A 19,857-nucleotide genomic window follows, 5' to 3' on the forward strand; every position below is an offset into this window, starting at 1 on the left:
CGGGCGGACTTCCCCGTCAGGTGGCCTCGTTGCCCGCCTCGCAGGGCAGGAAGGGCTGGCGACCGCGGATCCGCTCGCCGGTCGCCACCAGGCTCACCGCCGTCCGGTGCGCGACGCCGAAGACGTCCCGGTAGGTTACCCGTCCGACGAGGTAGAGCCCGAGCTGGGCGCCGAGCAGCCGCTCGGCCACGCCGGGCGCCGTCTGGAGGTCCAGCCCCTGGGTCAGCGCACGGGTCTCCCGGGCCGCGAGGGTCAGGGGCAGGATCTCCGGCGCGGTCTCGACTTCCGGCAAGTCCGCGGCCGGGAAGGGTGCCACCACGAGCCGGAAGCACGGCATCAGGTCGCGCGCGGGCGTGAGCCCGTGATTGCGCAGCTCGATCCGCACGACGATGTCCTGGCCGGGAGCGAAGCGCTGGAAGGAGATCGCCGCCACGTCGACATAGGCGCGCAGCTGCCGCGCGCTCGCGTCGCGCTGCAGGTCGAGCGCGGCGGCCTGGGCCTCGATGGCCCGCAGGGTCGCGTCGAGCTGCTTGCGGTGCAGGCTCTCGCGCCGCGCGCCCGACCGGAGCGAGGCCGCGAGGATCACGAGGATCGCGGCGAGCAGGAGGGCCAGAAGCAGCGTTGCGGGTTCGTCGGCGAAGGGGGCGGGGAGTTGCGCGAGGAGCGGCGCGAGGCCCGGGACCGCGGGTCCGGATTCGCCCCCGCGTCCGAGATCCGCCAGAAGCTGCGGCGCGGCGGCGTCCCGGGCAAGGGCGAGGGCGACGATGACCGGGGGCATGGCGTCTGTTCCGTCCGCAGCGGGGGCGATTGTCTTCTAGGGACTTCGGGAACCGTCGCAACGCCCGGCCCGGCCCGGAGATGTGGGAATCGATCCTCGGCAGGCGGCGAGGCCGCCGGGCAGCCCTCTTGTCAGCGATGGCAATATCGCCCGACCATTGTGGCTGAGAGCCGGTATTCGACATAGCGATATTTCGAAATGACTGTATCAAGATGCCCTTGACATCGGTTTCGATAATGAACAACTTGGCTATAGGGGAGATCGGGATCTCCCGCCCAGACGAGGCGGGCACCTATGGCATGTCGTTGCAAATCTCTGGACTCTGACGGCGCGTCGTCGATCGGACCGCTGGCTTATCGCGCCTACCTGATCGAGGCGGACCGCATCGTCGGCGTCGAGCGGATCGACGCGGAGGACGACGTCGAGGCGCTGCTCAAGGCGCGGGGCCTCGACCTGCCATTCGACGTCGAGATCTGGGAGAGGGGCCGCCGGGTGATCGGATTTCAGCGGCATCGCGCGCGCCACGCGCGGGCCTGACGTGGGTTTCGTCGACCGGCGGACCGAAGGATCGACGCTTTCTTAAGGCGATCCATCAATGATGTCCGCAACGGAACGGTGGGCATCGCTCCGGGCAGCGCAGTGTCGTCCGTCGCGATCGGGGACGGATCGCGCGCTTCGTCCGGGCGCGACCTGTCCCCGGTGGCCGGACCGGACGCGACTTACGGATGAACGGGCGATGGACAGCGAGATCAGGCTTCGCGTGGTGGAGACGGCGGTGCGGATGATCGCCAAGTACCTTCAGGACAACGATCCGCGCTTCGCCCCGACGGTGAACGGCCGCATCGACACGCAGACGCGGGCGGTCGCCTCGAACGACGAGCGCGCCCCGGGCGAGAAGGATGCCACGGTCGAGTTCTACGATCAGGTGCGGCGGATCCTGAACCCGGGCCGCTGAGCGGCGCTCAGCGTCCAGGCTCGACGTCGCCGCAATCCCGCCGGTGCGACGCGAGGCAGTCCTCGCGCTGCGCCTCCCGCCGCAGGGCGGAGAACACCCAGACGCTCCCGATCACCAGGACGACGACCAGCACCAGCGCCGCGAGGGCGCGCCGGCGCTGCGCCGCCTCGTCGTCGGACCCTCCTGACGCCATCGCCACCTCGCCGACCGGACGGTCGACCGCCGACCGTTGCCGCCCCACATTGGCGCGGCCGGCCCCCATGTCCAACTTCGAAACGCCCGCGCGGCGGATGACGCGGCGATAGCCCGCCACCGGCGCGGATCGGGACGTTTGCCGGTCCGGACGGCTGGCCCGGCTTTCGCGAAGCGGGCCGGGACGGTGCAGATCGGCACGTCTGCGGGAAGTGATTGATGCGAGCCCTCCCCCTCGACATGGTCGACCATGAACCGGCGCGGCACGGCAGGTCCGTCGCGCCGGTGCCGGGGGCACGACCCGAGCGTCCGGGCGCCGGCGGAGATCCGCGGGCCACGCCCGTGCGCTGCCGCCCGATCGAGGACGGGGACATCGCGGGGGTCGTGCGGCTGCTGGCGCGGGGGTTCCCCGCGCAGCCGGAGGCCGACTGGCGGCGGGGCCTCGCGCGCCACCGCGCCCGGGCGCTCCCGCCCGGATTGCCCCGCTACGGCTACGTCCTGGTCCATGACGGGGTGCTGGTCGGCGTCCTGCTGACCCTCTACAGCGTGGTCGAGCGCGACGGCGGTCACCACCTGCGCTGCAACCTGTCGAGCTGGTATGTGGAGCCGCCCTTCCGCTCCTACGCGGTCCTGCTCGACAACCACGCGATGCGCGACCGGACCACGACCTACGTCAACCTGTCGCCCGCGCCGCACACGCTCGCCATCCACGCCGTGCGCGGCTTCCAGACCTATTGCCGCGGCCAGTTCCTCGCCTTCCCGGCCCTGGCGCGGCGGGGAACGGGCCAGAGCATCCATCCCTGCACGAACGACGCGCTCGCGCGGCTACCCCCGGGCGAGGCGCGCCTCGTGACCGACCACCTCGCCTACGGCTGCATCGGCATGATCTGTAGTGGCGCGGAGGGCGTCGGGGTCGTCCTCTTCAAGTGGCGGAGCCTCAACCTGCGGCCGGGAGGGAACGGCGTCCTGCGGGTTCCGAGCCTGCAGCTCGTCTATCGCTCCCCGAGTCTCGATCTCGCGTCCTGGGCTGGGGCTCTCGGGCGGCATCTCCTGCGCCATCAGGCCATGCCCTGGTTCGTGGTCGATGCGAACGAACCCGTCGCGGGGGTGCCCGGGCGTTTCTTCCGCGAGCGCGGATCGAAGATCTTCCGTGGCGCCCACCGACCCGACCCGGGAGATCTGACCTACAGCGAGGCGGTGCTGTTCGGGCGCTGACGCCGCCCCGGCGCGGACGGCGCTCCCCCCTTCAGTCGGACCGCGAATCAGCCTAACGTGCCCGCCCATAAAAGCGCGGCCGAGGCAAGGACCCGGCCGCCGCAGGGAGACACCGATGTCGACGTCCATCCGTATCACGGTCAAGCCGGACGGAAGCTACACCCTCCTGCGGGGCGACACGCCGCTGATCTTCGGCCTGACCCGGGAGCTCGCGTTCAGCCTCGCCGAGAGCTGCGGCGTGCTGATCGAGCGCAGCTACAGCATCGGTTGACGCGGAGCCCGGGGCGCCGGATCGGGCGGCACGATCCGATCCACGCGTCGAAGACGGCAGGCAAACGCCGTCTCGCGAGTCTGGCGTTACGCTGTCGACTGACGGTTCGATCAGATGGCGGGCTGCCCGGTCGGCGCGCGGTGAGCCGCGAAGCTTGCGCTGAACTTGGGTGCAATCACTTGTTAACCGTCAGCGCCTAGCGTCGAGCCGAGATCGACGGATCCGCGCGGCAGACCATGCCGGCGGGTCCGGCAGCAAGGCTAACCGCAGATGTCCCGTGTGATCGTCCACCGGCCCCGTCCGGGCCAGGCCCGCCGCCGCCGCGGCGCGTGGCGTCCCATCGAGGCGATCGGGCTCATCGCGGCGGGGCTCGCGCTGCTGGTGATCGGGACGGCGCTGAGCGTCGCGGACGCGATCGACTCTGACCGGCCGGCGCCCTTCGGGTTCGCGCTGAGGTGAGGCGCGCGGCTGCGCACCCGCGTGCGATCCGGCACGCGCGCTTCAAATCACTCCAGGTCGATCTTTAGATTACGTGCTTTCTCGTCTTGACACGGGCTCTTGCACCAAAGTACAGGTGCGGCGGCATGGGATGACGCTCATGAGCCGCGATGTCGCGCAGTACAATTTGTTTTGCAATGCACATAAGGGTGACCTTTATTGTGCAGTGCCGGAATGGCTGCCCGTGCCTGGCTTTATTCGGGCGCCCGGCTGGACCTTCGTCTCCGAGATCTCGGAGGCCGCAGCGCCACAGGGTTTCCTCCCGGCGGTCGCGCGGCAAGGTGCGCGCTGGAACGGCTACTACCTGTTCCAATCCTGGAGTCGCGGGACCGGGTCGCGCCGGGCGGCCGCGCTGCCCACCGCGGCGTGACGGCGCGGCTGGGATTCCGGCCGGGTGCGTTGCGCGTCGCGACGACTCAGTCCGAGCAAAGGGCCGAGGAACCTCGTCGTGCCCTTCGTGAGAGCATCGTGAGGATGCTTCCTTAACCATCGGCGGTCCAGTTTGATCGGACGGAGGCTGGAGCGATCGACGCGCGTCGTCGGTCCCCATCTCCGCAGACTTGCTGACGACATCGCCGCGCATGCCGATCTCGGTCTCCTCTCCCGCCGTGGTCCGGCGCCTTGCCGCCGGCAGCCCGGACCGGGCATGGGCCGCCTTGCGTGGCGCGATCGTGATCGCCCTCGCCGGCACGATCGCCGCCTGCCTGTGGGCGTCGGGCCTCCTTCGCGCCGAGGTCACGCTTCTCGGCGTCTTCTTCGACGCGGATCGCCCCGCCCTCGGGCGGGCGGCCGCCGTGCTCGGGCTCGTGCTCATCGCTCTTCTGGCGCGCTTCGACGCGTTTGCAGGCCCGGACGGGCTCGCGCGTCGCCCCGGGATCGCCCTGGGGGTGGCGCTCGCCGTGGCGGCGGCCCTGCTCACTTGGCTCCTGCACGGCGGCTTCCCGCTCTCCTACGACGAGGTGATGGCGGAGTTCGATGCCGGCATCTTCCGGTCGGGCCGTCTCCTCGCGCCCGTCGCCCCGGAGTGGCGCGATCTCGTTCCCGCGCTCGCGCCCCAGTTCGTGCTGCCGGTGCCGGGCCACGCGGCCTGGGCCTCTACCTACCTGCCCGTTGGCGCGATGCTGCGCGCGGGCTTCGGCCTCGTCGGCGCGGAACGGCTGACCGGGGCGGTGCTCGCCGGCCTCGCGGCTTGGCTCACCGTCGACATCGCCCGTCGCCTCTGGCCGGCGCGGCCCGACGCGGCGCTGGTGGCGGGGCTTCTCCTCGCCACCGCGCCGCAGGTCCTCGTGACGGCGACGACCGCCTACGCGATGTCGGCGCATCTCACCCTGAACCTGCTCTGGCTGCGCCTTTTCCTGCGCGGGGGGCGGCTCGGTCACGGCGGCGCGGTGCTCGTCGGATTCCTCGCCTGCGGACTCCACCAGGCGGTGTTCCACCCGCTCTTTGCGGTGCCGTTCCTGGTCGGACTCGTGACCGCCCGCCGCTGGCGCCTCGTCACCTTCTACGCCGGTGCCTACGCGCTCATCGGCTTGTTCTGGGCGCAGTATTGGTCGATCGCCGTCGCGCTCTCCGGCACCGCGACGGGGGAGGGGGCTCTCGGGGGGCGCTTCCTCGTCACGCGTATCGTCGAACAACTCGCCTCCTTCAGCGGGACGGTCGCCGACCCGATGGCCAAGAACCTGCTGCGATTCTGGATTTGGGAGAACCCGCTCCTGCTGCCGCTCGCGGCGCTCGCCTGGCCGGCCCTGCGCCGGGGTGACGGGGTGGTGCGGCCGCTCGCGGCCGGCCTTCTGCTCACGGTCGCGGCGATGGCCGTGCTCTCCCCGCTGCAGGGGCACGGCTGGGGCTACCGCTACCTCCACGGCCTCATCGGCAATGCCTGCCTGATCGCGGCCGCCGGATGGATGGCCGCGACCGAGGGATTGGACCGCGAGGAGGTGCGGCGGGCCCGCGGCGCCGTGATGCTCGGCGGCCTCGCGACCGTCGCGCTGGTGCTGCCCGTCCTCGCCGGGAACGTCCACCGCTTCGCCGCGCCCTACGTGGCGGCCGCGCGGGCAATCGGGCGCACCGACGCGGACGTCGTCGTGGTCGACGAGACGGGCATCGCCTATGCCCGCGACCTCGTCCGCAATGCTCCCGACCTCGCGAACCGCCCGAGGATCGTGCTGCTTGGCCAAGCCGACGCTGCGGGCCTGCGCGCCCTCTGCGCTCGCGGCTCCGTCGCGACCTTCGGCGCCGCGGAGGGGCGGCGGCTCGGCATTCCGGAGTTTGTCTCCTCCGATCGCGATCCCCAGCCGCGCGTCCTCGGTCCCATTCCCTGCGCGACGAAACCCTTGGCGATCGACTGAGACGCCGTCCGTTCGATCGAAGCGAAGCGCGAATTCTCCGGCCTGCGCGGGATCCCCTCTCCCGTGCGGGCCTGCCTGTTCACACGATCCGGCGTTCGGCGCGTCGGCTGGACGTGGCTGGGTGTCGCAACACTCCTCATGCTGAGGTGCTGGCGGAGCCAGCCTCGAAGCACCCCGGAACGGTCGATCCCAAGCGGCCTTGGCTTGGATCTGTGGTCAGGGGTGCTTCGAGGCTCGCGATGCTCGCACGTCAGCATGAGGAAGGGTGCGACTTCCAGGGGCGGTCCGTCCACGAAGCCACGACGGGGCCGTCCGACTCTGCAAACGGCCTGCGAGGAGCCGGGCCTGCGCACGACCCGACGCGTGAAGCCGCAAGCCAACGCGGGAGACGGGTTCCCCGCGCCGGACCTCTCAGACCGGGTTGCCCTCCCTCGCGCAGCAACGGCTAGGCCCTGCGAGAGCGTCCGATGGAGGGCCGCGCCTCAGCCCTCGATGCGCGAGAAATCCGCCACCGCGAGCGTCGCGGACCGCAGCGCGGTGAGGAGCGCGAGGCGGTTCGCCCGCACGGCGGGGTCGTCGGCGTTCACCGTGACCTTGTCGAAGAACGCGTCGACCGGCACGCGCAGGGCCGCGAGCGCCCGCATTGCGCCTTCGAAATTCTCGGCGGCGACCGCCTTCGCGGCCTCGGCCTGCGCCGCCGCGAGGGCCTGGGCCAGCGCCGTCTCCTCGGCGAGGGCGAAGCGGGCCGGGTCGGGCGCCGCGTCGTAGGCACGGCCGTCCTTCTTCTCCTCGATGCGCAGGATGTTCGCGGCGCGGCGATGGCCCGCGAGCAGGTTGCGCCCGTCCTCCGTGTCGAGGAAACGTCCGAGCGCCTCCACGCGCCGCACCACCATCGGCAGGTCGTCCTGGCCGGGCAGGGCGAAAACCGCGTCGATCAGGTCGTGGCGGGCGCCCTGGTCGCGCAGGTGCACCTTCAGGCGGTCGGCGAAGAAGCCGAGCAGGTCCGCCGCGAAGCCGGCCGCATCGGCCCCGTGTCCCGCCGCGGCCCGCGACACCTCCGGGGTGAGCGGCAGCCGGGCATCGGCCGAGAGCAGGAGCCGGATCACGCCCAAAGCCGCCCGCCGCAGGGCGTAGGGGTCCTTGCTGCCGGTCGGCTTCTCGTCGATGGCCCAAAAGCCGACCAGCGTGTCGAGCTTGTCGGCGAGCGCCACCGCCACCGAGACCGGCGCGGTCGGGACGCGGTCGCTCGGCCCGAGCGGCTTGTAATGCTCCTCGATCGCCACCGCGACCTCGGGGGCCTCGCCCTGGAGTTCCGCGTAGTAGCGGCCCATCAGGCCCTGCAGTTCCGGGAACTCGCCGACCATCTCGCTGACGAGGTCGGCCTTGGCGAGGCGCGCGGCGCGCTCGGCCAGCGCCGGATCGGCGCCGATGGCCGGGGCGATCGCCCGGGCGAGGGCGGCGATGCGCGCCACGCGCTGCGCCTGCGTCCCGAGCTTCTCGTGGAACACGATGGCGTCGAGCTTCGGCAGCCGATCCGCCAGCGGGATCCGCCGGTCCGTCTGCCAAAAGAACTTGGCATCCGAGAGCCGGGCGCGCACCACGCGCTCGTTGCCCGCCACGATCGCCGCGCCGCCATCCGAGGCGGCGAGGTTCGAGACCAGGATGAAGGCGTTGGCGAGCCGCTCGCGCCCGTCCTCCGAGGGCGCGCGCAGCACGAAGCACTTCTGGTTCGCCCGGATCGTGGCGCGGATCACCTCGGGCGGAATCTCCAGGAAGCTCTCGTCGAAGGAACCCATCAGGGTCACGGGCCATTCGACGAGGCCGGCGACCTCGTCCAGCAGGCCCTCGTCCTCGACGAGCGCGAGGCCGCGCGCGAAGGCGAGGTCGCGCGCGTCGTGCAGGATGATGTCGCGCCGCCGCTCCGCGTCGAGGACGACCTTCGCGCGCTCCAGGGCCGGGAGGTAGTCGGCGAAGCGGCGCACCTCGATCGGCCCGGGGGCGAGGAAGCGGTGGCCGTAGGTGGTGGTGCCGGCCGCGATGCCGTCCACGCTGAAGGGCACCACCTCCGGCGTCTCGGTCTCGGGGCCGAAGGTCGCCACGATGGCGTGGAGCGGGCGCACCCAGCGCAGCGCGCCCGGCTCGGCGGAGGCGGCGCCCCAGCGCATGGATTTCGGCCACGGGAAGGCGCGGATGACCGAAGGCAGGATCTCGGCCAGCACGTCGAGCGTCTCGCGGCCGGGCCGCTCGATCAGCGCGACGTAGAACTCACCCTTCTTCGGGTCCTTGACGATTCTGGCCTCGTCGAGGCGGCTGAGCCCGGCGCTGTTCAGGAAGCCCTGGATCGCCGCCTCCGGCGCGCCGACCCGCGGCCCCTTGCGCTCCTCGCGCACGTCCTTGCCCCGCACCGGCAGGCCCGCGACGTGCAGGGCGAGGCGGCGGGGCGTCGCGAAGGCCTTGGCGCCCTCGTACAGGAAGCCGCGCTCCACCAGGGCGTCGGTGACGAGCTTGCGCAGGTCCTCCGCCGCCCGGCGCTGCATGCGGGCGGGGATTTCCTCGGAGAAGAGTTCAAGCAGCAGGTCGGGCATCGGGTACCGGCGGGGTCAGGGAATTCGGACGGGGCGGGTGGGGGCCGGACGGGCTCAGCCGCCCGCGCCGGCACCCGGGGCGCCGCCCGCCTCCGTCCGCAGCCAGGCGGCGCCGCAGGCCTTGGCGAGGTCCCGCACCCGCAGGATGTAGCTCTGGCGCTCGGTCACCGAGATGACGCCGCGCGCGTCGAGCAGGTTGAAGACGTGGCTCGCCTTGATGCACTGGTCGTAGGCGGGTTGCGCCATCCGGTGCCGCGCGTCGTTCGATCCCTGCGCTGGTTCGCCGAAGGCGAGGTAGCGGCGGCAGGCCGCCTCCGCGTCGCGGAAGTGGCGGAAGAGCATCTCGGTGTCCGCGGCCTCGAAATTGTGCCGCGAATATTCCTGCTCGGCCTGCAGGAACACGTCGCCGTAGGAGACGCGGTCCGCCCCGTCGAGGCCGTTGAAGTTGAGGTCGTAGACGTTCTCGACGCCCTGCACGTACATGGCGAGGCGCTCCAGCCCGTAGGTGAGTTCCCCCGCCACCGGCGCGCACTCGAACCCCGCGACCTGCTGGAAATAGGTGAACTGGCTCACCTCCATCCCGTCGCACCAGCATTCCCAGCCCAGGCCCCAGGCCCCGAGGGTCGGGCTCTCCCAATCGTCCTCGACGAAGCGGATGTCGTGGAGCGCGAGGTCGACGCCGATCGCCCGCAGCGAGGCGAGGTAGAGCTCCTGCAGGTTCGGCGGGTTGGGCTTCAGGATCACCTGGAACTGGTAGTAGTGCTGCAGCCGGTTGGGGTTCTCGCCGTAGCGGCCGTCCTTGGGCCGGCGCGAGGGCTGGACGTAGGCGGCGCGCCAGGGGCGGGGGCCGAGCGCCCGCAGGGTCGTCGCCGGATGGAAGGTGCCGGCCCCCACCTCCATGTCGTAGGGCTGGAGGATCACGCAACCCTGCGCGGCCCAGAAGCGCTGGAGCGTCAGGATCAGCCCCTGGAACGAGCGCGTCGGTTGCAGGGCGTCGTCGGTGGCGGTCATCGGCGGTCTCGCGGAACGGCCCGGCCCGTTTACGAGGGTGGCCCCTCCTGTCAACCCGAGCCGGGCTCAGAGCCCGAGCCGCGCGTAGGCGGCCCGCTCCTCCAGCAGGGCGACCGCGCCCTCGACGGCGGCCAGGACCTCGGCGCCCGGCTCGCGCCGGCGCAGCAGCCGGGCCAGCAGGCCGCCCCGAGCCGGCTCGATGACGCGCATCTCGACCGTCTCGCCGTAGCGCGCCCGCAACTCGCCGCGCAGGTCGCCGAGCGCGTCGACGAGACCGAGGGCCAGCCCCTGCCGGCCGCTCCAGACCGCGCCCGAGAAGAGCTCCGCCGGATCCCCCGCGAGCTTCGGACGGCGCCCGGCGACGAGGTCGGTGAAGAGCGCCTGGATGTCGGCCTGGATGCCCTTCAGCCGGGCGACGTCGGCCGGCTCCTCCGGCCGGAACGGGTCGAGCATCGCCTTCGAGGAACCGGTCGTGTGCACCCGGCGCTCTACGCCGAGGCGCTCGATCAGGCCCTGGAAGCCGAATCCCGCCGAGACCACGCCGATGGAGCCGACGAGGGAGGAGGGGTCGGCGATGATCTCGTCGGCCGCGCAGGCGATCATGTAGCCGCCCGAGGCCGCCACGTCCTCCACGAAGGCGAGGACCGGCACCTTCGACTCGGATGCGAGTGCCCGGATGCGGCGATGGATCAGGTGCGACTGCGCCGGCGATCCGCCCGGGGAGTTGATCACCAGCGCCACGGCCTTGATGCGGGGAAGCCCGAAGGCCCGGTCCAGGGCCGAGGCGCAGCCGGCGAGCGTCAGGCCGGGCCGCAGGGGCGAGACCGCGCCGATCGGCCCGCTGAGGCGCACCACCGGGACGAGGGGGCGGTCGCGCCGCCAGCGGGCGGGCAGGAGGGCGCGCAGGGACGTCCGGTTCGCGAACGGCATGGGGAACGGGTCTCACCTCTCGACGGACCCCGCAGGTAAGCGGGGGCGGCCGCCGCGGCAAGCGGGGTCTCGGTGGATTCTACGCAGTCCGGAAACACAGTTTTCGTCCTGGGCTTTATTGATTATTCCAAAGACTGGTCTAGACTTTCTCCTGCAGCTCTCAGGTTCGATCCGCTGAGCGCGGGAGGCCCCGGGCGCGCAGATCATCGGGGTGTCCGCGCGGGGCACCCCGTCCATCTCGTGTTTCCGACGCGGCGCTGTTTCGCCGCGGCGGGACGCCTACCGGGAGAGGGTGGATGCGTGTTCTTCGTTGGGTGACGGTCGTCCTGGCACTGGTCGTGGCCGGCCTCGGTCTGTCGCCGACCCGCGGCGAGGCCGCGGCCCTGCCGACCGCCGGCGCGATCGCGGCGGGTGCGATGCCGGCCGCGGCGCCGCAGGTCGAGAAGGCCTACTGGGTTCGGCGATACTACGTGTACCGGCCCTATCGCCGCTACCGCTACTACAGGCCGTACCGTCGCTACTATTACTATCGTCCGTACCGCCGTTACTATCACCGTCGCTACTACCGTCCGCGGTTCTACTTCTGAGCGCGCTCCGCCCGCTCCGTCACGCGGCATCAGTCGAACGGGCGCTCGCGGGCGCCCGTATCACGTCGGGAACGCCTCGCCGCGGTGGATGGCGGCGGCGAGCGGCGTGAACCGACCATCCGCTTCGTGCAGCACCAAGGGCGGCAGCAGCGCGAAGGGTCCGCGGCTCCCGCGTATACCCGCCACGAGCACCCGGCCGGCCGGGGCCTCGGCCCGCGGATGGACGGGGCGCGCCGCGAGGTCGCCGAATCGGCCATCCAGCGCCCGCAGGCAGGCCGGCAGGGCGTCGGCCCTGTGGATCAGGACCAGGCGGCCGCGCGGCCGCAGGAGATCCGCGCAGGTGCGCAGCCACCGGTCGAGCCCACCCGCCGGAAGGCCGTGCGCGGCGGCGCGGGCGGCCACCGGGGAGGGCCGGTGCCCGGCTCCCTCGAAGAAGGGCGGGTTGGTGAGGACCAGGTCCGCCATGTCGGGCGAGAGCCCGGCCGCCCGCCGTGCCGCCCCCGGCGCGAGCACGTCCGCTTGCAGGACCGCGACGCGGGCGTCGAGCGCGTTGAGCGTCACGTTCGCCCGGGCGAGGGCGGCCGCCTCCGGATCGCGCTCGACCAGCACGACGCGGCACGCCGGCACGCGCTGCGCCACGGCGAGACCGACCGCCCCGGTGCTTGCGCCCAGGTCGATCACCGTGCCCCGGGACTCTCCCGCCGCGGCGGCCAGCAGGGCGGCGTCGGTGCCCGCGCGGTGCGACCCCGGCGGGGGCTGGTGGAGGCGCAGGCGACCGCCGAGCCACGACGTGGCGTCATCGGCCCCGGGTGGCATCGCGCAACTCGTGAGCGAGGCCCGCATCGGTCAGGAGCCGGCGGGCCTGCGGCGCATGGTCCTCCGGCACGAGCAGGCGGCGCGGAAAGGCGCCGATCATGCCTTCCAGGGCGCTGATATGCGTGTCGGCCACGAGGACCGGGATGGCGGCGCCTTCGAGCAGCGACTGCGCGAAGCCGATCAGCACGATGTCGTTGGTGCGCAGGATCTCGACCATGGCGGTGTCATGCCCCGGCTCGCGCCCCCGCGCCAGTCTCACGCCGGGAAGCGCACCCGGGTCGTCACCCCGCTCCCGGTCTCGACCTCGACCTCTCCGCCGAGCTGGCGCGCGAGCGAGCGCACGATCCGGAGGCCGAGGCTGCGGCCCGCGGCGGGATCCAAGCCCGGCGGCAGACCGCGCCCGTCATCCCGGATCGTCAGCACGTAATCGGCGCCGGCGCGGTCCAGAGTGATCGCGATCCGGCCGCGCCGCCCCTCCGGAAAGGCGTGCTTGAGGGCGTTGGTGACCGTCTCCGAGACGATCAGGGCGAGGGGCAGCAAGCGGCGCAGGGGGAACGCCACGTCGGGCGTCGCGACCGTCACGGCGACGCGCTCCGACTCGCCGGCCGCCTCCAGGAGATCGGCGCAGAGGTGTCGCAGAAGATCCTCCAGGGGCTGCCGGACGGAGTCCGGATCGTGCAGGCGCCGGTGGATGCGGGCCATCAGGTCGAGCCGCCCCTGCGCCCGCTCCAGAACCTCCACCGTGTCGGGCGCGTGCCCCTCCGCGATCCGCCGCTGCTCCAGGCGAAACAGGCTCGACACGAAGGCGAGGTTGTTCGCGACCCGGTGCTGGAGTTCCTCGTACAAGGCCGCGGAGCGGTCCCGCTCCTCGGTCAGCGCGTCGATGGTCCGGTTGAGTGCGTCGATCACCCAGAGCACCGCGCCCGTCGTGACGAAGTAGAGGCCGAGCGCCACGAGACCGCCGGGCCAGTCCACGGGCCGGGCCGCGCCGCCGGCCTGGATGGCCGCGACGGCGGAGAGGGCGGTGAGCAGGGCGGTGGTCGCGCCGGCGCGGATCCCGCCGAAGACGGCGGCGGCGACGACGGCCGGGAAGAAGGTCACGAACGGGACGCCCTGGAGGGTGCGTCCGAGGGCGAGCCGAACGCCCCACGCCACCGCGAACAGGGCGAACCCGATCGCGTAGCCGTGCCAGCGCCGACGGCGAAGCTTCTGAACCGACAATGGCAGCGGCATTCCCGCCTCGTGCGAGGACCTGATCCGGCGAATCGGACGCCGCTTCGTTGCAGGAATTTTCACGGAACCAAAGGCCCTTTAGCCAGGCCGGAGCGGCGTTTCCGCGCCGGGCAGGCCGGCGGAGCGTCGAGGTCGCCAGCCATAAGAGGCGTTGAATTGACGATTGTTGACAATCGTCAATTTCGGGGTACGGTGTGCGAGCAGCAGCCGGGCCGGTCCCCGTGCCGGTCTCCGCCCCCTCGATCGATCATGCGGGATCGCCCGGCTGCGGCACCTCGCGCGGAGGCAGCGTGATGCCACGGGCCCTCATCTCCCCGTTCCTCGTCGCGGCCTTGGCCGCACTCGCGCTGGGCAGCTGCCGCGACGAAGAGAGTCCCGCTGCACCCGGAGCGGTGGCGAGCCGGCCGGTTCTCGTGCAGCGCGTCGCCTTCGAGGACAGGGTGCCGAGCCGCAGCTTCGTCGGCACGATCCGCCCCCGGATCGAGAGCGATCTCGGCTTCCGCGTCCAGGGCAAGATCGAGAAGCGCCTCGTCAATGTCGGCGACGTGGTGAAGGTGGGCCAGCCGCTCGCGACCCTCGACGAGGTCGACCTGCGGCTGCAGACCGAGCAGGCGCAGGCCGAACGCGCGGCCGCGACCGCGTCGCTCGCTCAGGCGGATGCCGATCTCAAGCGCGCCGCCATCCTGGCCGGGCAGGGTTGGACGGCGGCCTCGACGCTCGACCGCCAGCGGGCGACGGCCGAGGAGGCGCGCAGCCGCTTGCTGCGGGCCGAGCGGGCGCTGACGCTCGCGCGCAACGCCGCCTCCTACGCGGTGCTGGCCGCCGATGCCGACGGCGTCGTGACCGCCACCCTGGTCGAGCCGGGGCAGGTGGTCGCGGCCGGGCAGGCGGCGATCCGGCTCGCCCGCACCGCCGAGAAGGAGGCGGTGATCGCGATCCCCGAGGCGCTGGTGGGACAGGCCCGGGAGGGACGCGCCACGGTCGGGCTGTGGTCCGACCCGACGGCGCGCCTGCGGGCGGGGCTGCGGGAACTCGCGCCCGCGGCCGACGCGGCGACGCGGACCTACCTCGCGCGGTTCTCGCTTCCGGACGCGGATGCGCGCGTGCAGCTCGGCATGACCGCCACCGTCACGCTCATCGGCGCCGGGGGCGAGCGGGTGGCGCGCCTTCCCCTCTCGGCCCTCCTCAATCAGGGCGGCGGCCCGGCGGTCTGGACCGTCGACCCGGCCGGTGCGCTGTCCCTGCGCCCGGTCACCGTCGCGGCCTACGAGGAGCGGGACGTGCTCGTGGCGGAGGGGCTCGCGGAGGGCGAGCAGGTGGTGCGGCTCGGCGTGCACAAGCTCGATCCCGCGCTGCCCGTCCGCGTCGTCGACGCGCTCCAGTACTGATCCGGGGAAGACGCGATGCGCCGCCTGAACCTCTCCGACTGGGCGGTCCGGCACCGCGCCCTCGTGCTGTTCCTGATCCTGGCGGTGGCGCTGAGCGGCACCGTCGCGTTCCTGCGCCTCGGCCGGGCGGAGGATCCGAACTTCACCATCAAGGTCGCGGTGGTGACGGTGCTGTGGCCGGGCGCCACCGCCCGCGAGATGCAGGACCAGGTCGCCGACCGGATCGAGAAGAAGCTGCAGGCGCTGCCCTATTTCGAGAAGGTCGTGACCTTCGCCAAGCCCTCCTTCGCGGCGATGCAGGTCACCTTCCGGGACAGCACCCCGGGCGGGCTGGTTCCGGGCCTGTTCTACCAGATCCGCAAGAAGCTCGACGACGTGCGCGGGGAATTGCCCGCCGGGGTGATCGGGCCCTCCGTGAACGACGAGTACGGCGACGTCGATTCGATCCTCTACATGCTGACCGGCGACGGCGCGGATTACGCGGCCCTGAAGAAGGTCGCGGAGGGGCTGCGCCAGCGCCTGCTCAAGGTCGATAGCGTGGTGAAGGTCAGCCTCTACGGCGTGCAGGAGGAGCGGATCTTCGTCGAGTTCAGCCACGCCAAGCTCGCCACCCTCGGGATCACGCCCCAGACCCTGTTCGAGTCCCTCGGGCGCCAGAACGCTGTCGCGCCGGCCGGGACGGTCGAGAGCGCCGCCCAGCGCATCCCGCTGCGGGTCACGGGCGCCCTCGACGGCGTGCGGGCCGTGGCCGAGACGCCGGTCGAGGCCGGCGGGCGCACCTTCCGGCTCGGCGACGTGGCGAGCATCAGCCGCGGCTTCGCCGACCCGCCGGACAACCTCGTGCGCCAGATGGGCCGGCCGGCCCTGGGGGTCGGCGTGGTGATGGCGCGGGGCGCCAACATCACGGCCTTCGGCGAGGGCGTGGGCGCCGCTGCGCGCGCGTTCATGGCGGACGTGCCCCAGGGGATCGACCTCGCCCTGGTGGCCGACCAGCCGAAGGTCGTGGAGGAGGCGATGGGCGAGTTCGAGCGCTCCTTCGTGGAGGCGCTGGTGATCGTGCTCGCGGTGAGCTTCCTGTCGCTCGGCTGGCGCACCGGGATCGTGGTCGCGCTCTCGGTGCCGCTGGTGCTGGCGCTGACCTTCGTGGTGATGCAGGCGCTGGGCATCGACCTGCACCGAATCACGCTCGGCGCGCTCATCATCGCGCTCGGGCTCCTCGTCGACGACGCCATCATCGCGGTCGAGATGATGGTGGTGAAGATGGAGCAGGGCTGGGACCGGATGCGCGCCGCCGCCTTCGCCTGGGACTCGACCGCCTTCCCGATGCTCACCGGCACCCTCGTGACGGTGGCGGGCTTCCTCCCGGTCGGCTTCGCCAATTCGGCGGTCGGCGAATATGCGGGCGGCATCTTCTGGGTGGTGGCGATCGCGCTCGTCGCCTCCTGGTTCGCGGCGGTGCTGTTCACGCCCTATCTCGGCGTGCTGCTGCTTCCCAAGGACCTCTCCCGGCACGCCGCCGAGGCCGATCCGGACGCGCTCTACGCCACGCGGCCCTACAGGCTGCTGCGCCGGCTGATCCAGGCCTGCACGCGCCACCGCGTGGCGACCGTCGCGGCGACGGCCGGGATCTTCGCGGCCGCGCTCGTCGGCTTCGGCCACGTGCAGCAGCAATTCTTCCCGCTCTCGGAGCGGCCCGAACTGTTCCTGCAGCTGCGCCTGCCGCAGGGCAGCGCCATCGGGGCGACCACCGCCGTGGTGCGGGACGCGGAGAGGCTCCTCGGGCAGGACGACCCCGACATCGCCACCTACACGGCCTATGTCGGGCAGGGCAGCCCGCGCTTCTGGCTCGGCCTCAACCCTGAACTGCCGAACGAAGCCTACGCGGAGATCGTCATCGTGGCCCGCGGCGTGGAGGCCCGCGAGCGGGTCAAGGCGCGCATCGAGCGGGCGGTGGCCGACGGGGCGCTCGCGGCGGCGCGGGTGCGCGTCGACCGCTTCAATTTCGGCCCGCCGGTGGGCTTCCCGGTCCAGTTCCGGGTCGTCGGCCCCGACCCGGCGCGGGTGCGCGAGATCGCCTACCGGGTCCGCGACGCGGTGCGGCGGAACGACAAGGTGGTGGAGCCCCAGCTCGACTGGAACGAGATGACCCCCTCCCTGCGCCTCGTCATCGATCAGGAGCGGGCGCGGGCGCTCGGCCTCAACGTGCAGGACGTGGCGCAGACGCTGCAGACGCTCCTCTCGGGCGTCACGGTCACGACGGTCCGCGACGGGATCGAGCAGGTCGGCGTGGTGGCCCGCGCGGTTCCCGGCGAGCGCCTCGCGCTCGGCCGCATCGGGGACCTCACGGTGATCTCGCGGGGCGGCGTCCCGGTGCCGGTGGCGCAGGTGGCGCGGCTCGACTTCGCGCACGAGGAGCCGATCCTGTGGCGGCGCAACCGCGACATGGCCATCACCGTGCGGGCGGAAGTGGTCGACGGCGTGCAGCCGCCCGACGTCACCACCGCGATCTGGCCGAGCCTGGCGCCGATCCGCGCCGCCCTGACGCCCGGTTACCGGATCGAGATCGGCGGCGCCGTGGAGGAATCCGCCAAGGCCAACGCCTCGCTGTTCATCCTCTTCCCGGTGATGATCCTGGCGATGCTGACGCTGCTGATGATCCAGCTCCAGAGCTTCTCGCGCCTGATCCTCGTCTTCCTCACCGCGCCGCTCGGCCTGATCGGGGCCTCGCTCGGGCTCAACCTCGCGGGCAAGCCGTTCGGCTTCGTGGCGCTGCTCGGCCTGATCGCGCTCGCCGGGATGATCATGCGCAACGCCGTGATCCTGGTCGATCAGATCGAGGCGGACGTGGCCTCCGGGCGGCACGCCCGGGGCGAGGCGATCGTCGAGGCGACGGTGCGGCGGGCCCGGCCGGTGGTGCTCACCGCGCTCGCCGCCATCCTCGCCATGATCCCGCTCTCCCGCAGCGCCTTCTGGGGGCCGATGGCGATCACCATCATGGGCGGCCTGTTCGTGGCGACCTTCCTGACTCTTTTCTTCTTTCCCGCCCTCTACGCCCTCTGGTACCGCAAGCATCTCGGCGCGGCCGCGCAGGCGGGCGAGGCCGACCCGATTGTCATTCCCCTGGCGGTTGCCGCAGAGTGAGAGGATCCAACAGCCGCGGGGCCGCGTTCCGGCCCCGGAGCCGAACGCAATGACCGTGCAGAACCTCACCCAGGATCCCGAGAGCGCCGGGTCGCCCGACCTGCGCTGCCGGATTCTCGCGATCGCGGAGCGTCTCTTCCGCGATCTCGGCTACCGCAAGACCACCGTGGCCGACATCGCCGCCGACCTGCGGATGAGCCCCGGCAACGTCTACCGATTCTTCCCCTCGAAGAAGGCTCTCAACGAGGCCGTGGCGGCGCGTCTCCTGGGCGAGATCGAGGCCGAGCTCGACGCCATCGCGGCCCGGCCCGGCGCCCCGGCGGCGGCGCGGCTGCGGGACCTCCTGTCGGCCATCCACCAGATGAGCGCCCGGCAATTCACCGCGAACCGGCGCATGCACGAGATGGTCGAGGTGGCGATGGCGGAGAGCTGGCAGGTGATCCACCGCCACATCGAGCACGTCGACCGCGTCCTGTGCCGCCTCGTCGCGGAGGGAGCCGCCTCCGGCGAGTTCGGCGTGGCCGATCCGATGGTGGCGGCGCGCTGCGTCCACACGGCCTTCGTGCGCTTCTGCCACCCGGCCCTGATCGCGCAATGCGCCGACGAGGTCGGCCCGACGCTCGACGAGATGATCGACTTCCTGCTGGCCGGCCTCAAGGCGCGCTGAGAGCGGCGCCGCGCTTGCGGCAAGCTGCGTGTTGCCGCCGCGGCGGAACGCGTGCAAAGCAGCATCACGCGCCGTCGGCGGGAGGCCGATCCGGGTCCGGCTGGACGGCGTCCCCTCTCTGGTCGGAGATCTGCCGCGCGTGGGCGTCGTCCTCCCTCTCGATAAGTCCTCCTCCGATCCGGAGGCGAGCCTCAACGACCTCGTCGCCCTGGTGGCCGGCGGAATGGAGCGGGTGAACGCGACGATCCTGTCGCGGACCGGCTCGGACGTGACGATGATCCCGGAGGTGGCCAACCACCTGATCGCGTCGGGGGGCAAGCGCCTGAGGCCGATCCTGACCCTCGCGACCGCGCAGCTCTGCGGCTACCGGTCGGGCGAGGGCGGGCGGGACGGGGACGTCAAGCTCGCGGCGAGCGTCGAGTTCATGCACACGGCGACGCTCCTCCACGACGACGTGGTGGACGAGAGCGACATGCGCCGCGGCCGGGTCGCCGCCCGCATCAAGTGGGGCAACCAGGCGAGCGTGCTGGTGGGCGATTTCCTGCTCGGCCAGGCCTTCAAGATGATGGTCGAGGTCGGGTCCCTGCGCGCCCTCGACATCCTGTCCTCGGCCGCCGCGGTGATCGCGGAGGGCGAGGTGATGCAGCTCGGCGCCGCGAAGAACACCGAGACGACCGAGGACGAGTACCTCGCGGTGATCCGCGCCAAGACGGCGGAACTGTTCGCCGCGGCCTGCGAGGTCGGCCCGGTCCTGGCGGAGCGCCCGAAATCCGAGGCCGCGGCCTGCCGCAGCTACGGGATGAATCTCGGTATCGCCTTCCAGCTCATCGACGACGCCCTCGATTACGGCGGCACCAGCGCGGCTTTGGGCAAGAATGTCGGGGACGATTTCCGCGAGGGGAAGATCACGCTGCCGATCGTGCTCTCCTTCCGGCGCGGCTCGGCCGAGGAGCGCGCCTTCTGGCGGCGCACGCTGGAGCAGGGCGAGATCGACGACGCGCGCGACCTCGACACGGCGATCGCCATCATGCGCCGCCACCGGGCGCTGGAGGACACGGTGGAGCGGGCGCGCCATTACGGCGCCATCGCCCGCGACGCCCTGGCGCTGTTCCCGGACGCGCCCATGAAGCGGGCCATGCTGCAGGTGGTCGATTTCTGCATCGCCCGAGCGCGCTGATCCCGTCGATCGCCTCGCGTTCAGTCCACACTCCCCTTTTACGGGCGCGTGCAGCGCCAGCGGAA

General features: G+C 72.1%; 20 protein-coding genes. 12 read left to right on the top strand and 8 right to left on the bottom strand.

The window, feature by feature from the left end:
* Positions 1–16 precede the first annotated feature (16 nt).
* Positions 17–778, bottom strand: a complete 762-nt coding sequence (locus tag ACW9J6_RS03120; protein ID WP_457114958.1) for a hypothetical protein — start codon at positions 776–778, stop codon at positions 17–19.
* Positions 779–1,072: 294 nt separating this feature from the next.
* Here ACW9J6_RS03120 and ACW9J6_RS03125 point away from each other — a divergent pair, with 294 nt between their 5' ends.
* Entirely contained in the window at positions 1,073–1,315 is a 243-nt protein-coding gene (locus tag ACW9J6_RS03125; RefSeq protein WP_457114959.1) for a hypothetical protein, read from the top strand.
* Between the two features lie 199 nt (positions 1,316–1,514).
* Complete coding sequence (locus ACW9J6_RS03130) at positions 1,515–1,733, top strand: hypothetical protein (protein WP_457114960.1); 219 nt, start codon at positions 1,515–1,517, stop codon at positions 1,731–1,733.
* 7 nt (positions 1,734–1,740) lie between these two features.
* Here ACW9J6_RS03130 and ACW9J6_RS03135 read toward each other — a convergent pair whose 3' ends face one another.
* Positions 1,741–1,926, bottom strand: a complete 186-nt coding sequence (locus ACW9J6_RS03135; protein ID WP_457114961.1) for a hypothetical protein — start codon at positions 1,924–1,926, stop codon at positions 1,741–1,743.
* A gap of 218 nt (positions 1,927–2,144) precedes the next feature.
* Here ACW9J6_RS03135 and ACW9J6_RS03140 point away from each other — a divergent pair, with 218 nt between their 5' ends.
* The 5 genes from ACW9J6_RS03140 (at position 2,145) to ACW9J6_RS03160 (ending at position 6,257) form a co-directional block, all read left to right on the top strand.
* Positions 2,145–3,140 (top strand): hypothetical protein, encoded by a 996-nt coding sequence (locus ACW9J6_RS03140; RefSeq protein WP_457114962.1) that lies wholly within the window; start codon positions 2,145–2,147, stop codon positions 3,138–3,140.
* A gap of 115 nt (positions 3,141–3,255) precedes the next feature.
* A complete protein-coding gene (locus tag ACW9J6_RS03145; RefSeq protein ID WP_457114963.1) occupies positions 3,256–3,411 on the top strand; it encodes a hypothetical protein in 156 nt (51 codons plus the stop codon).
* A 270-nt stretch (positions 3,412–3,681) separates the two neighbouring features.
* Positions 3,682–3,870, top strand: coding sequence for a hypothetical protein (locus tag ACW9J6_RS03150; RefSeq protein WP_457114964.1), 189 nt, complete (start codon positions 3,682–3,684; stop codon positions 3,868–3,870).
* 139 nt (positions 3,871–4,009) lie between these two features.
* Positions 4,010–4,279, top strand: coding sequence for a hypothetical protein (locus ACW9J6_RS03155; RefSeq protein WP_457114965.1), 270 nt, complete (start codon positions 4,010–4,012; stop codon positions 4,277–4,279).
* Between the two features lie 211 nt (positions 4,280–4,490).
* The gene (locus ACW9J6_RS03160; RefSeq protein ID WP_457114966.1) at positions 4,491–6,257 is read left to right on the top strand and encodes a hypothetical protein; all 1,767 of its coding nucleotides are present in this window, start codon (positions 4,491–4,493) and stop codon (positions 6,255–6,257) included.
* A 482-nt stretch (positions 6,258–6,739) separates the two neighbouring features.
* On the opposite strand, the gene glyS is transcribed toward ACW9J6_RS03160, so the two are convergent.
* From glyS to ACW9J6_RS03175, 3 genes are all read right to left on the bottom strand, one after another.
* Positions 6,740–8,842: a glycine--tRNA ligase subunit beta gene (glyS, locus tag ACW9J6_RS03165; protein ID WP_457114967.1), complete on the bottom strand. Its 2,103-nt coding sequence runs from the start codon at positions 8,840–8,842 to the stop codon at positions 6,740–6,742.
* Positions 8,843–8,896: 54 nt separating this feature from the next.
* A complete protein-coding gene (locus tag ACW9J6_RS03170) occupies positions 8,897–9,853 on the bottom strand; it encodes a glycine--tRNA ligase subunit alpha (RefSeq protein ID WP_457114968.1) in 957 nt (318 codons plus the stop codon).
* A 66-nt stretch (positions 9,854–9,919) separates the two neighbouring features.
* Complete coding sequence (locus ACW9J6_RS03175; protein WP_457114969.1) at positions 9,920–10,783, bottom strand: S49 family peptidase; 864 nt, start codon at positions 10,781–10,783, stop codon at positions 9,920–9,922.
* Between the two features lie 296 nt (positions 10,784–11,079).
* Between ACW9J6_RS03175 and ACW9J6_RS03180 the strand changes: the two genes are divergently transcribed.
* Positions 11,080–11,370, top strand: a complete 291-nt coding sequence (locus ACW9J6_RS03180) for a hypothetical protein (protein WP_457114970.1) — start codon at positions 11,080–11,082, stop codon at positions 11,368–11,370.
* 60 nt (positions 11,371–11,430) lie between these two features.
* Here ACW9J6_RS03180 and ACW9J6_RS03185 read toward each other — a convergent pair whose 3' ends face one another.
* From ACW9J6_RS03185 to ACW9J6_RS03195, 3 genes are read right to left on the bottom strand one after another with little or no spacing between them, the layout of a single operon-like run.
* Positions 11,431–12,186 (bottom strand): tRNA1(Val) (adenine(37)-N6)-methyltransferase, encoded by a 756-nt coding sequence (locus tag ACW9J6_RS03185; protein WP_457114971.1) that lies wholly within the window; start codon positions 12,184–12,186, stop codon positions 11,431–11,433.
* Positions 12,167–12,403 carry a putative signal transducing protein gene (locus ACW9J6_RS03190; RefSeq protein WP_457114972.1) on the bottom strand — a complete coding sequence of 79 codons (237 nt, stop codon included), beginning with the start codon at positions 12,401–12,403 and terminating at the stop codon, positions 12,167–12,169. Before ACW9J6_RS03190 ends, ACW9J6_RS03185 begins: the two co-directional genes overlap by 20 nt.
* 38 nt (positions 12,404–12,441) lie before the next feature.
* Complete coding sequence (locus ACW9J6_RS03195; RefSeq protein ID WP_457114973.1) at positions 12,442–13,419, bottom strand: sensor histidine kinase; 978 nt, start codon at positions 13,417–13,419, stop codon at positions 12,442–12,444.
* Positions 13,420–13,712: 293 nt separating this feature from the next.
* Between ACW9J6_RS03195 and ACW9J6_RS03200 the strand changes: the two genes are divergently transcribed.
* The 4 genes from ACW9J6_RS03200 (at position 13,713) to ACW9J6_RS03215 (ending at position 19,792) form a co-directional block, all read left to right on the top strand.
* Entirely contained in the window at positions 13,713–14,807 is a 1,095-nt protein-coding gene (locus ACW9J6_RS03200; protein ID WP_457114974.1) for an efflux RND transporter periplasmic adaptor subunit, read from the top strand.
* 15 nt (positions 14,808–14,822) lie between these two features.
* Positions 14,823–17,948, top strand: coding sequence for an efflux RND transporter permease subunit (locus ACW9J6_RS03205; RefSeq protein ID WP_457114975.1), 3,126 nt, complete (start codon positions 14,823–14,825; stop codon positions 17,946–17,948).
* Positions 17,949–17,997: 49 nt separating this feature from the next.
* Positions 17,998–18,615 (top strand): TetR family transcriptional regulator, encoded by a 618-nt coding sequence (locus ACW9J6_RS03210; RefSeq protein WP_457114976.1) that lies wholly within the window; start codon positions 17,998–18,000, stop codon positions 18,613–18,615.
* 139 nt (positions 18,616–18,754) lie between these two features.
* The gene (locus tag ACW9J6_RS03215) at positions 18,755–19,792 is read left to right on the top strand and encodes a polyprenyl synthetase family protein (protein WP_457114977.1); all 1,038 of its coding nucleotides are present in this window, start codon (positions 18,755–18,757) and stop codon (positions 19,790–19,792) included.
* Positions 19,793–19,857 lie beyond the last annotated feature (65 nt).

The sequence above is a fragment of the Methylobacterium sp. JK268 genome, assembly GCF_054052225.1.

What these genes read in the sequence shown, in the direction of transcription:
- ACW9J6_RS03145 (WP_457114963.1), top strand. Translation starts at nt 3,256, where the DNA reads ATGTCGACGTCCATCCGTATCACGGTCAAGCCGGACGGAAGCTACACC.
- ACW9J6_RS03200 (WP_457114974.1), top strand. Translation starts at nt 13,713, where the DNA reads ATGCCACGGGCCCTCATCTCCCCGTTCCTCGTCGCGGCCTTGGCCGCA.
- ACW9J6_RS03120 (WP_457114958.1), bottom strand. Translation starts at nt 778, where the DNA reads ATGCCCCCGGTCATCGTCGCCCTCGCCCTTGCCCGGGACGCCGCCGCG.
- ACW9J6_RS03180 (WP_457114970.1), top strand. Translation starts at nt 11,080, where the DNA reads ATGCGTGTTCTTCGTTGGGTGACGGTCGTCCTGGCACTGGTCGTGGCC.
- ACW9J6_RS03170 (WP_457114968.1), bottom strand. Translation starts at nt 9,853, where the DNA reads ATGACCGCCACCGACGACGCCCTGCAACCGACGCGCTCGTTCCAGGGG.
- ACW9J6_RS03205 (WP_457114975.1), top strand. Translation starts at nt 14,823, where the DNA reads ATGCGCCGCCTGAACCTCTCCGACTGGGCGGTCCGGCACCGCGCCCTC.
- ACW9J6_RS03175 (WP_457114969.1), bottom strand. Translation starts at nt 10,783, where the DNA reads ATGCCGTTCGCGAACCGGACGTCCCTGCGCGCCCTCCTGCCCGCCCGC.
- ACW9J6_RS03135 (WP_457114961.1), bottom strand. Translation starts at nt 1,926, where the DNA reads ATGGCGTCAGGAGGGTCCGACGACGAGGCGGCGCAGCGCCGGCGCGCC.
- ACW9J6_RS03125 (WP_457114959.1), top strand. Translation starts at nt 1,073, where the DNA reads ATGGCATGTCGTTGCAAATCTCTGGACTCTGACGGCGCGTCGTCGATC.
- glyS (WP_457114967.1), bottom strand. Translation starts at nt 8,842, where the DNA reads ATGCCCGACCTGCTGCTTGAACTCTTCTCCGAGGAAATCCCCGCCCGC.
- ACW9J6_RS03155 (WP_457114965.1), top strand. Translation starts at nt 4,010, where the DNA reads ATGAGCCGCGATGTCGCGCAGTACAATTTGTTTTGCAATGCACATAAG.
- ACW9J6_RS03195 (WP_457114973.1), bottom strand. Translation starts at nt 13,419, where the DNA reads ATGCCGCTGCCATTGTCGGTTCAGAAGCTTCGCCGTCGGCGCTGGCAC.
- ACW9J6_RS03210 (WP_457114976.1), top strand. Translation starts at nt 17,998, where the DNA reads ATGACCGTGCAGAACCTCACCCAGGATCCCGAGAGCGCCGGGTCGCCC.
- ACW9J6_RS03140 (WP_457114962.1), top strand. Translation starts at nt 2,145, where the DNA reads ATGCGAGCCCTCCCCCTCGACATGGTCGACCATGAACCGGCGCGGCAC.
- ACW9J6_RS03190 (WP_457114972.1), bottom strand. Translation starts at nt 12,403, where the DNA reads ATGGTCGAGATCCTGCGCACCAACGACATCGTGCTGATCGGCTTCGCG.
- ACW9J6_RS03185 (WP_457114971.1), bottom strand. Translation starts at nt 12,186, where the DNA reads ATGCCACCCGGGGCCGATGACGCCACGTCGTGGCTCGGCGGTCGCCTG.
- ACW9J6_RS03130 (WP_457114960.1), top strand. Translation starts at nt 1,515, where the DNA reads ATGGACAGCGAGATCAGGCTTCGCGTGGTGGAGACGGCGGTGCGGATG.
- ACW9J6_RS03150 (WP_457114964.1), top strand. Translation starts at nt 3,682, where the DNA reads ATGTCCCGTGTGATCGTCCACCGGCCCCGTCCGGGCCAGGCCCGCCGC.
- ACW9J6_RS03160 (WP_457114966.1), top strand. Translation starts at nt 4,491, where the DNA reads ATGCCGATCTCGGTCTCCTCTCCCGCCGTGGTCCGGCGCCTTGCCGCC.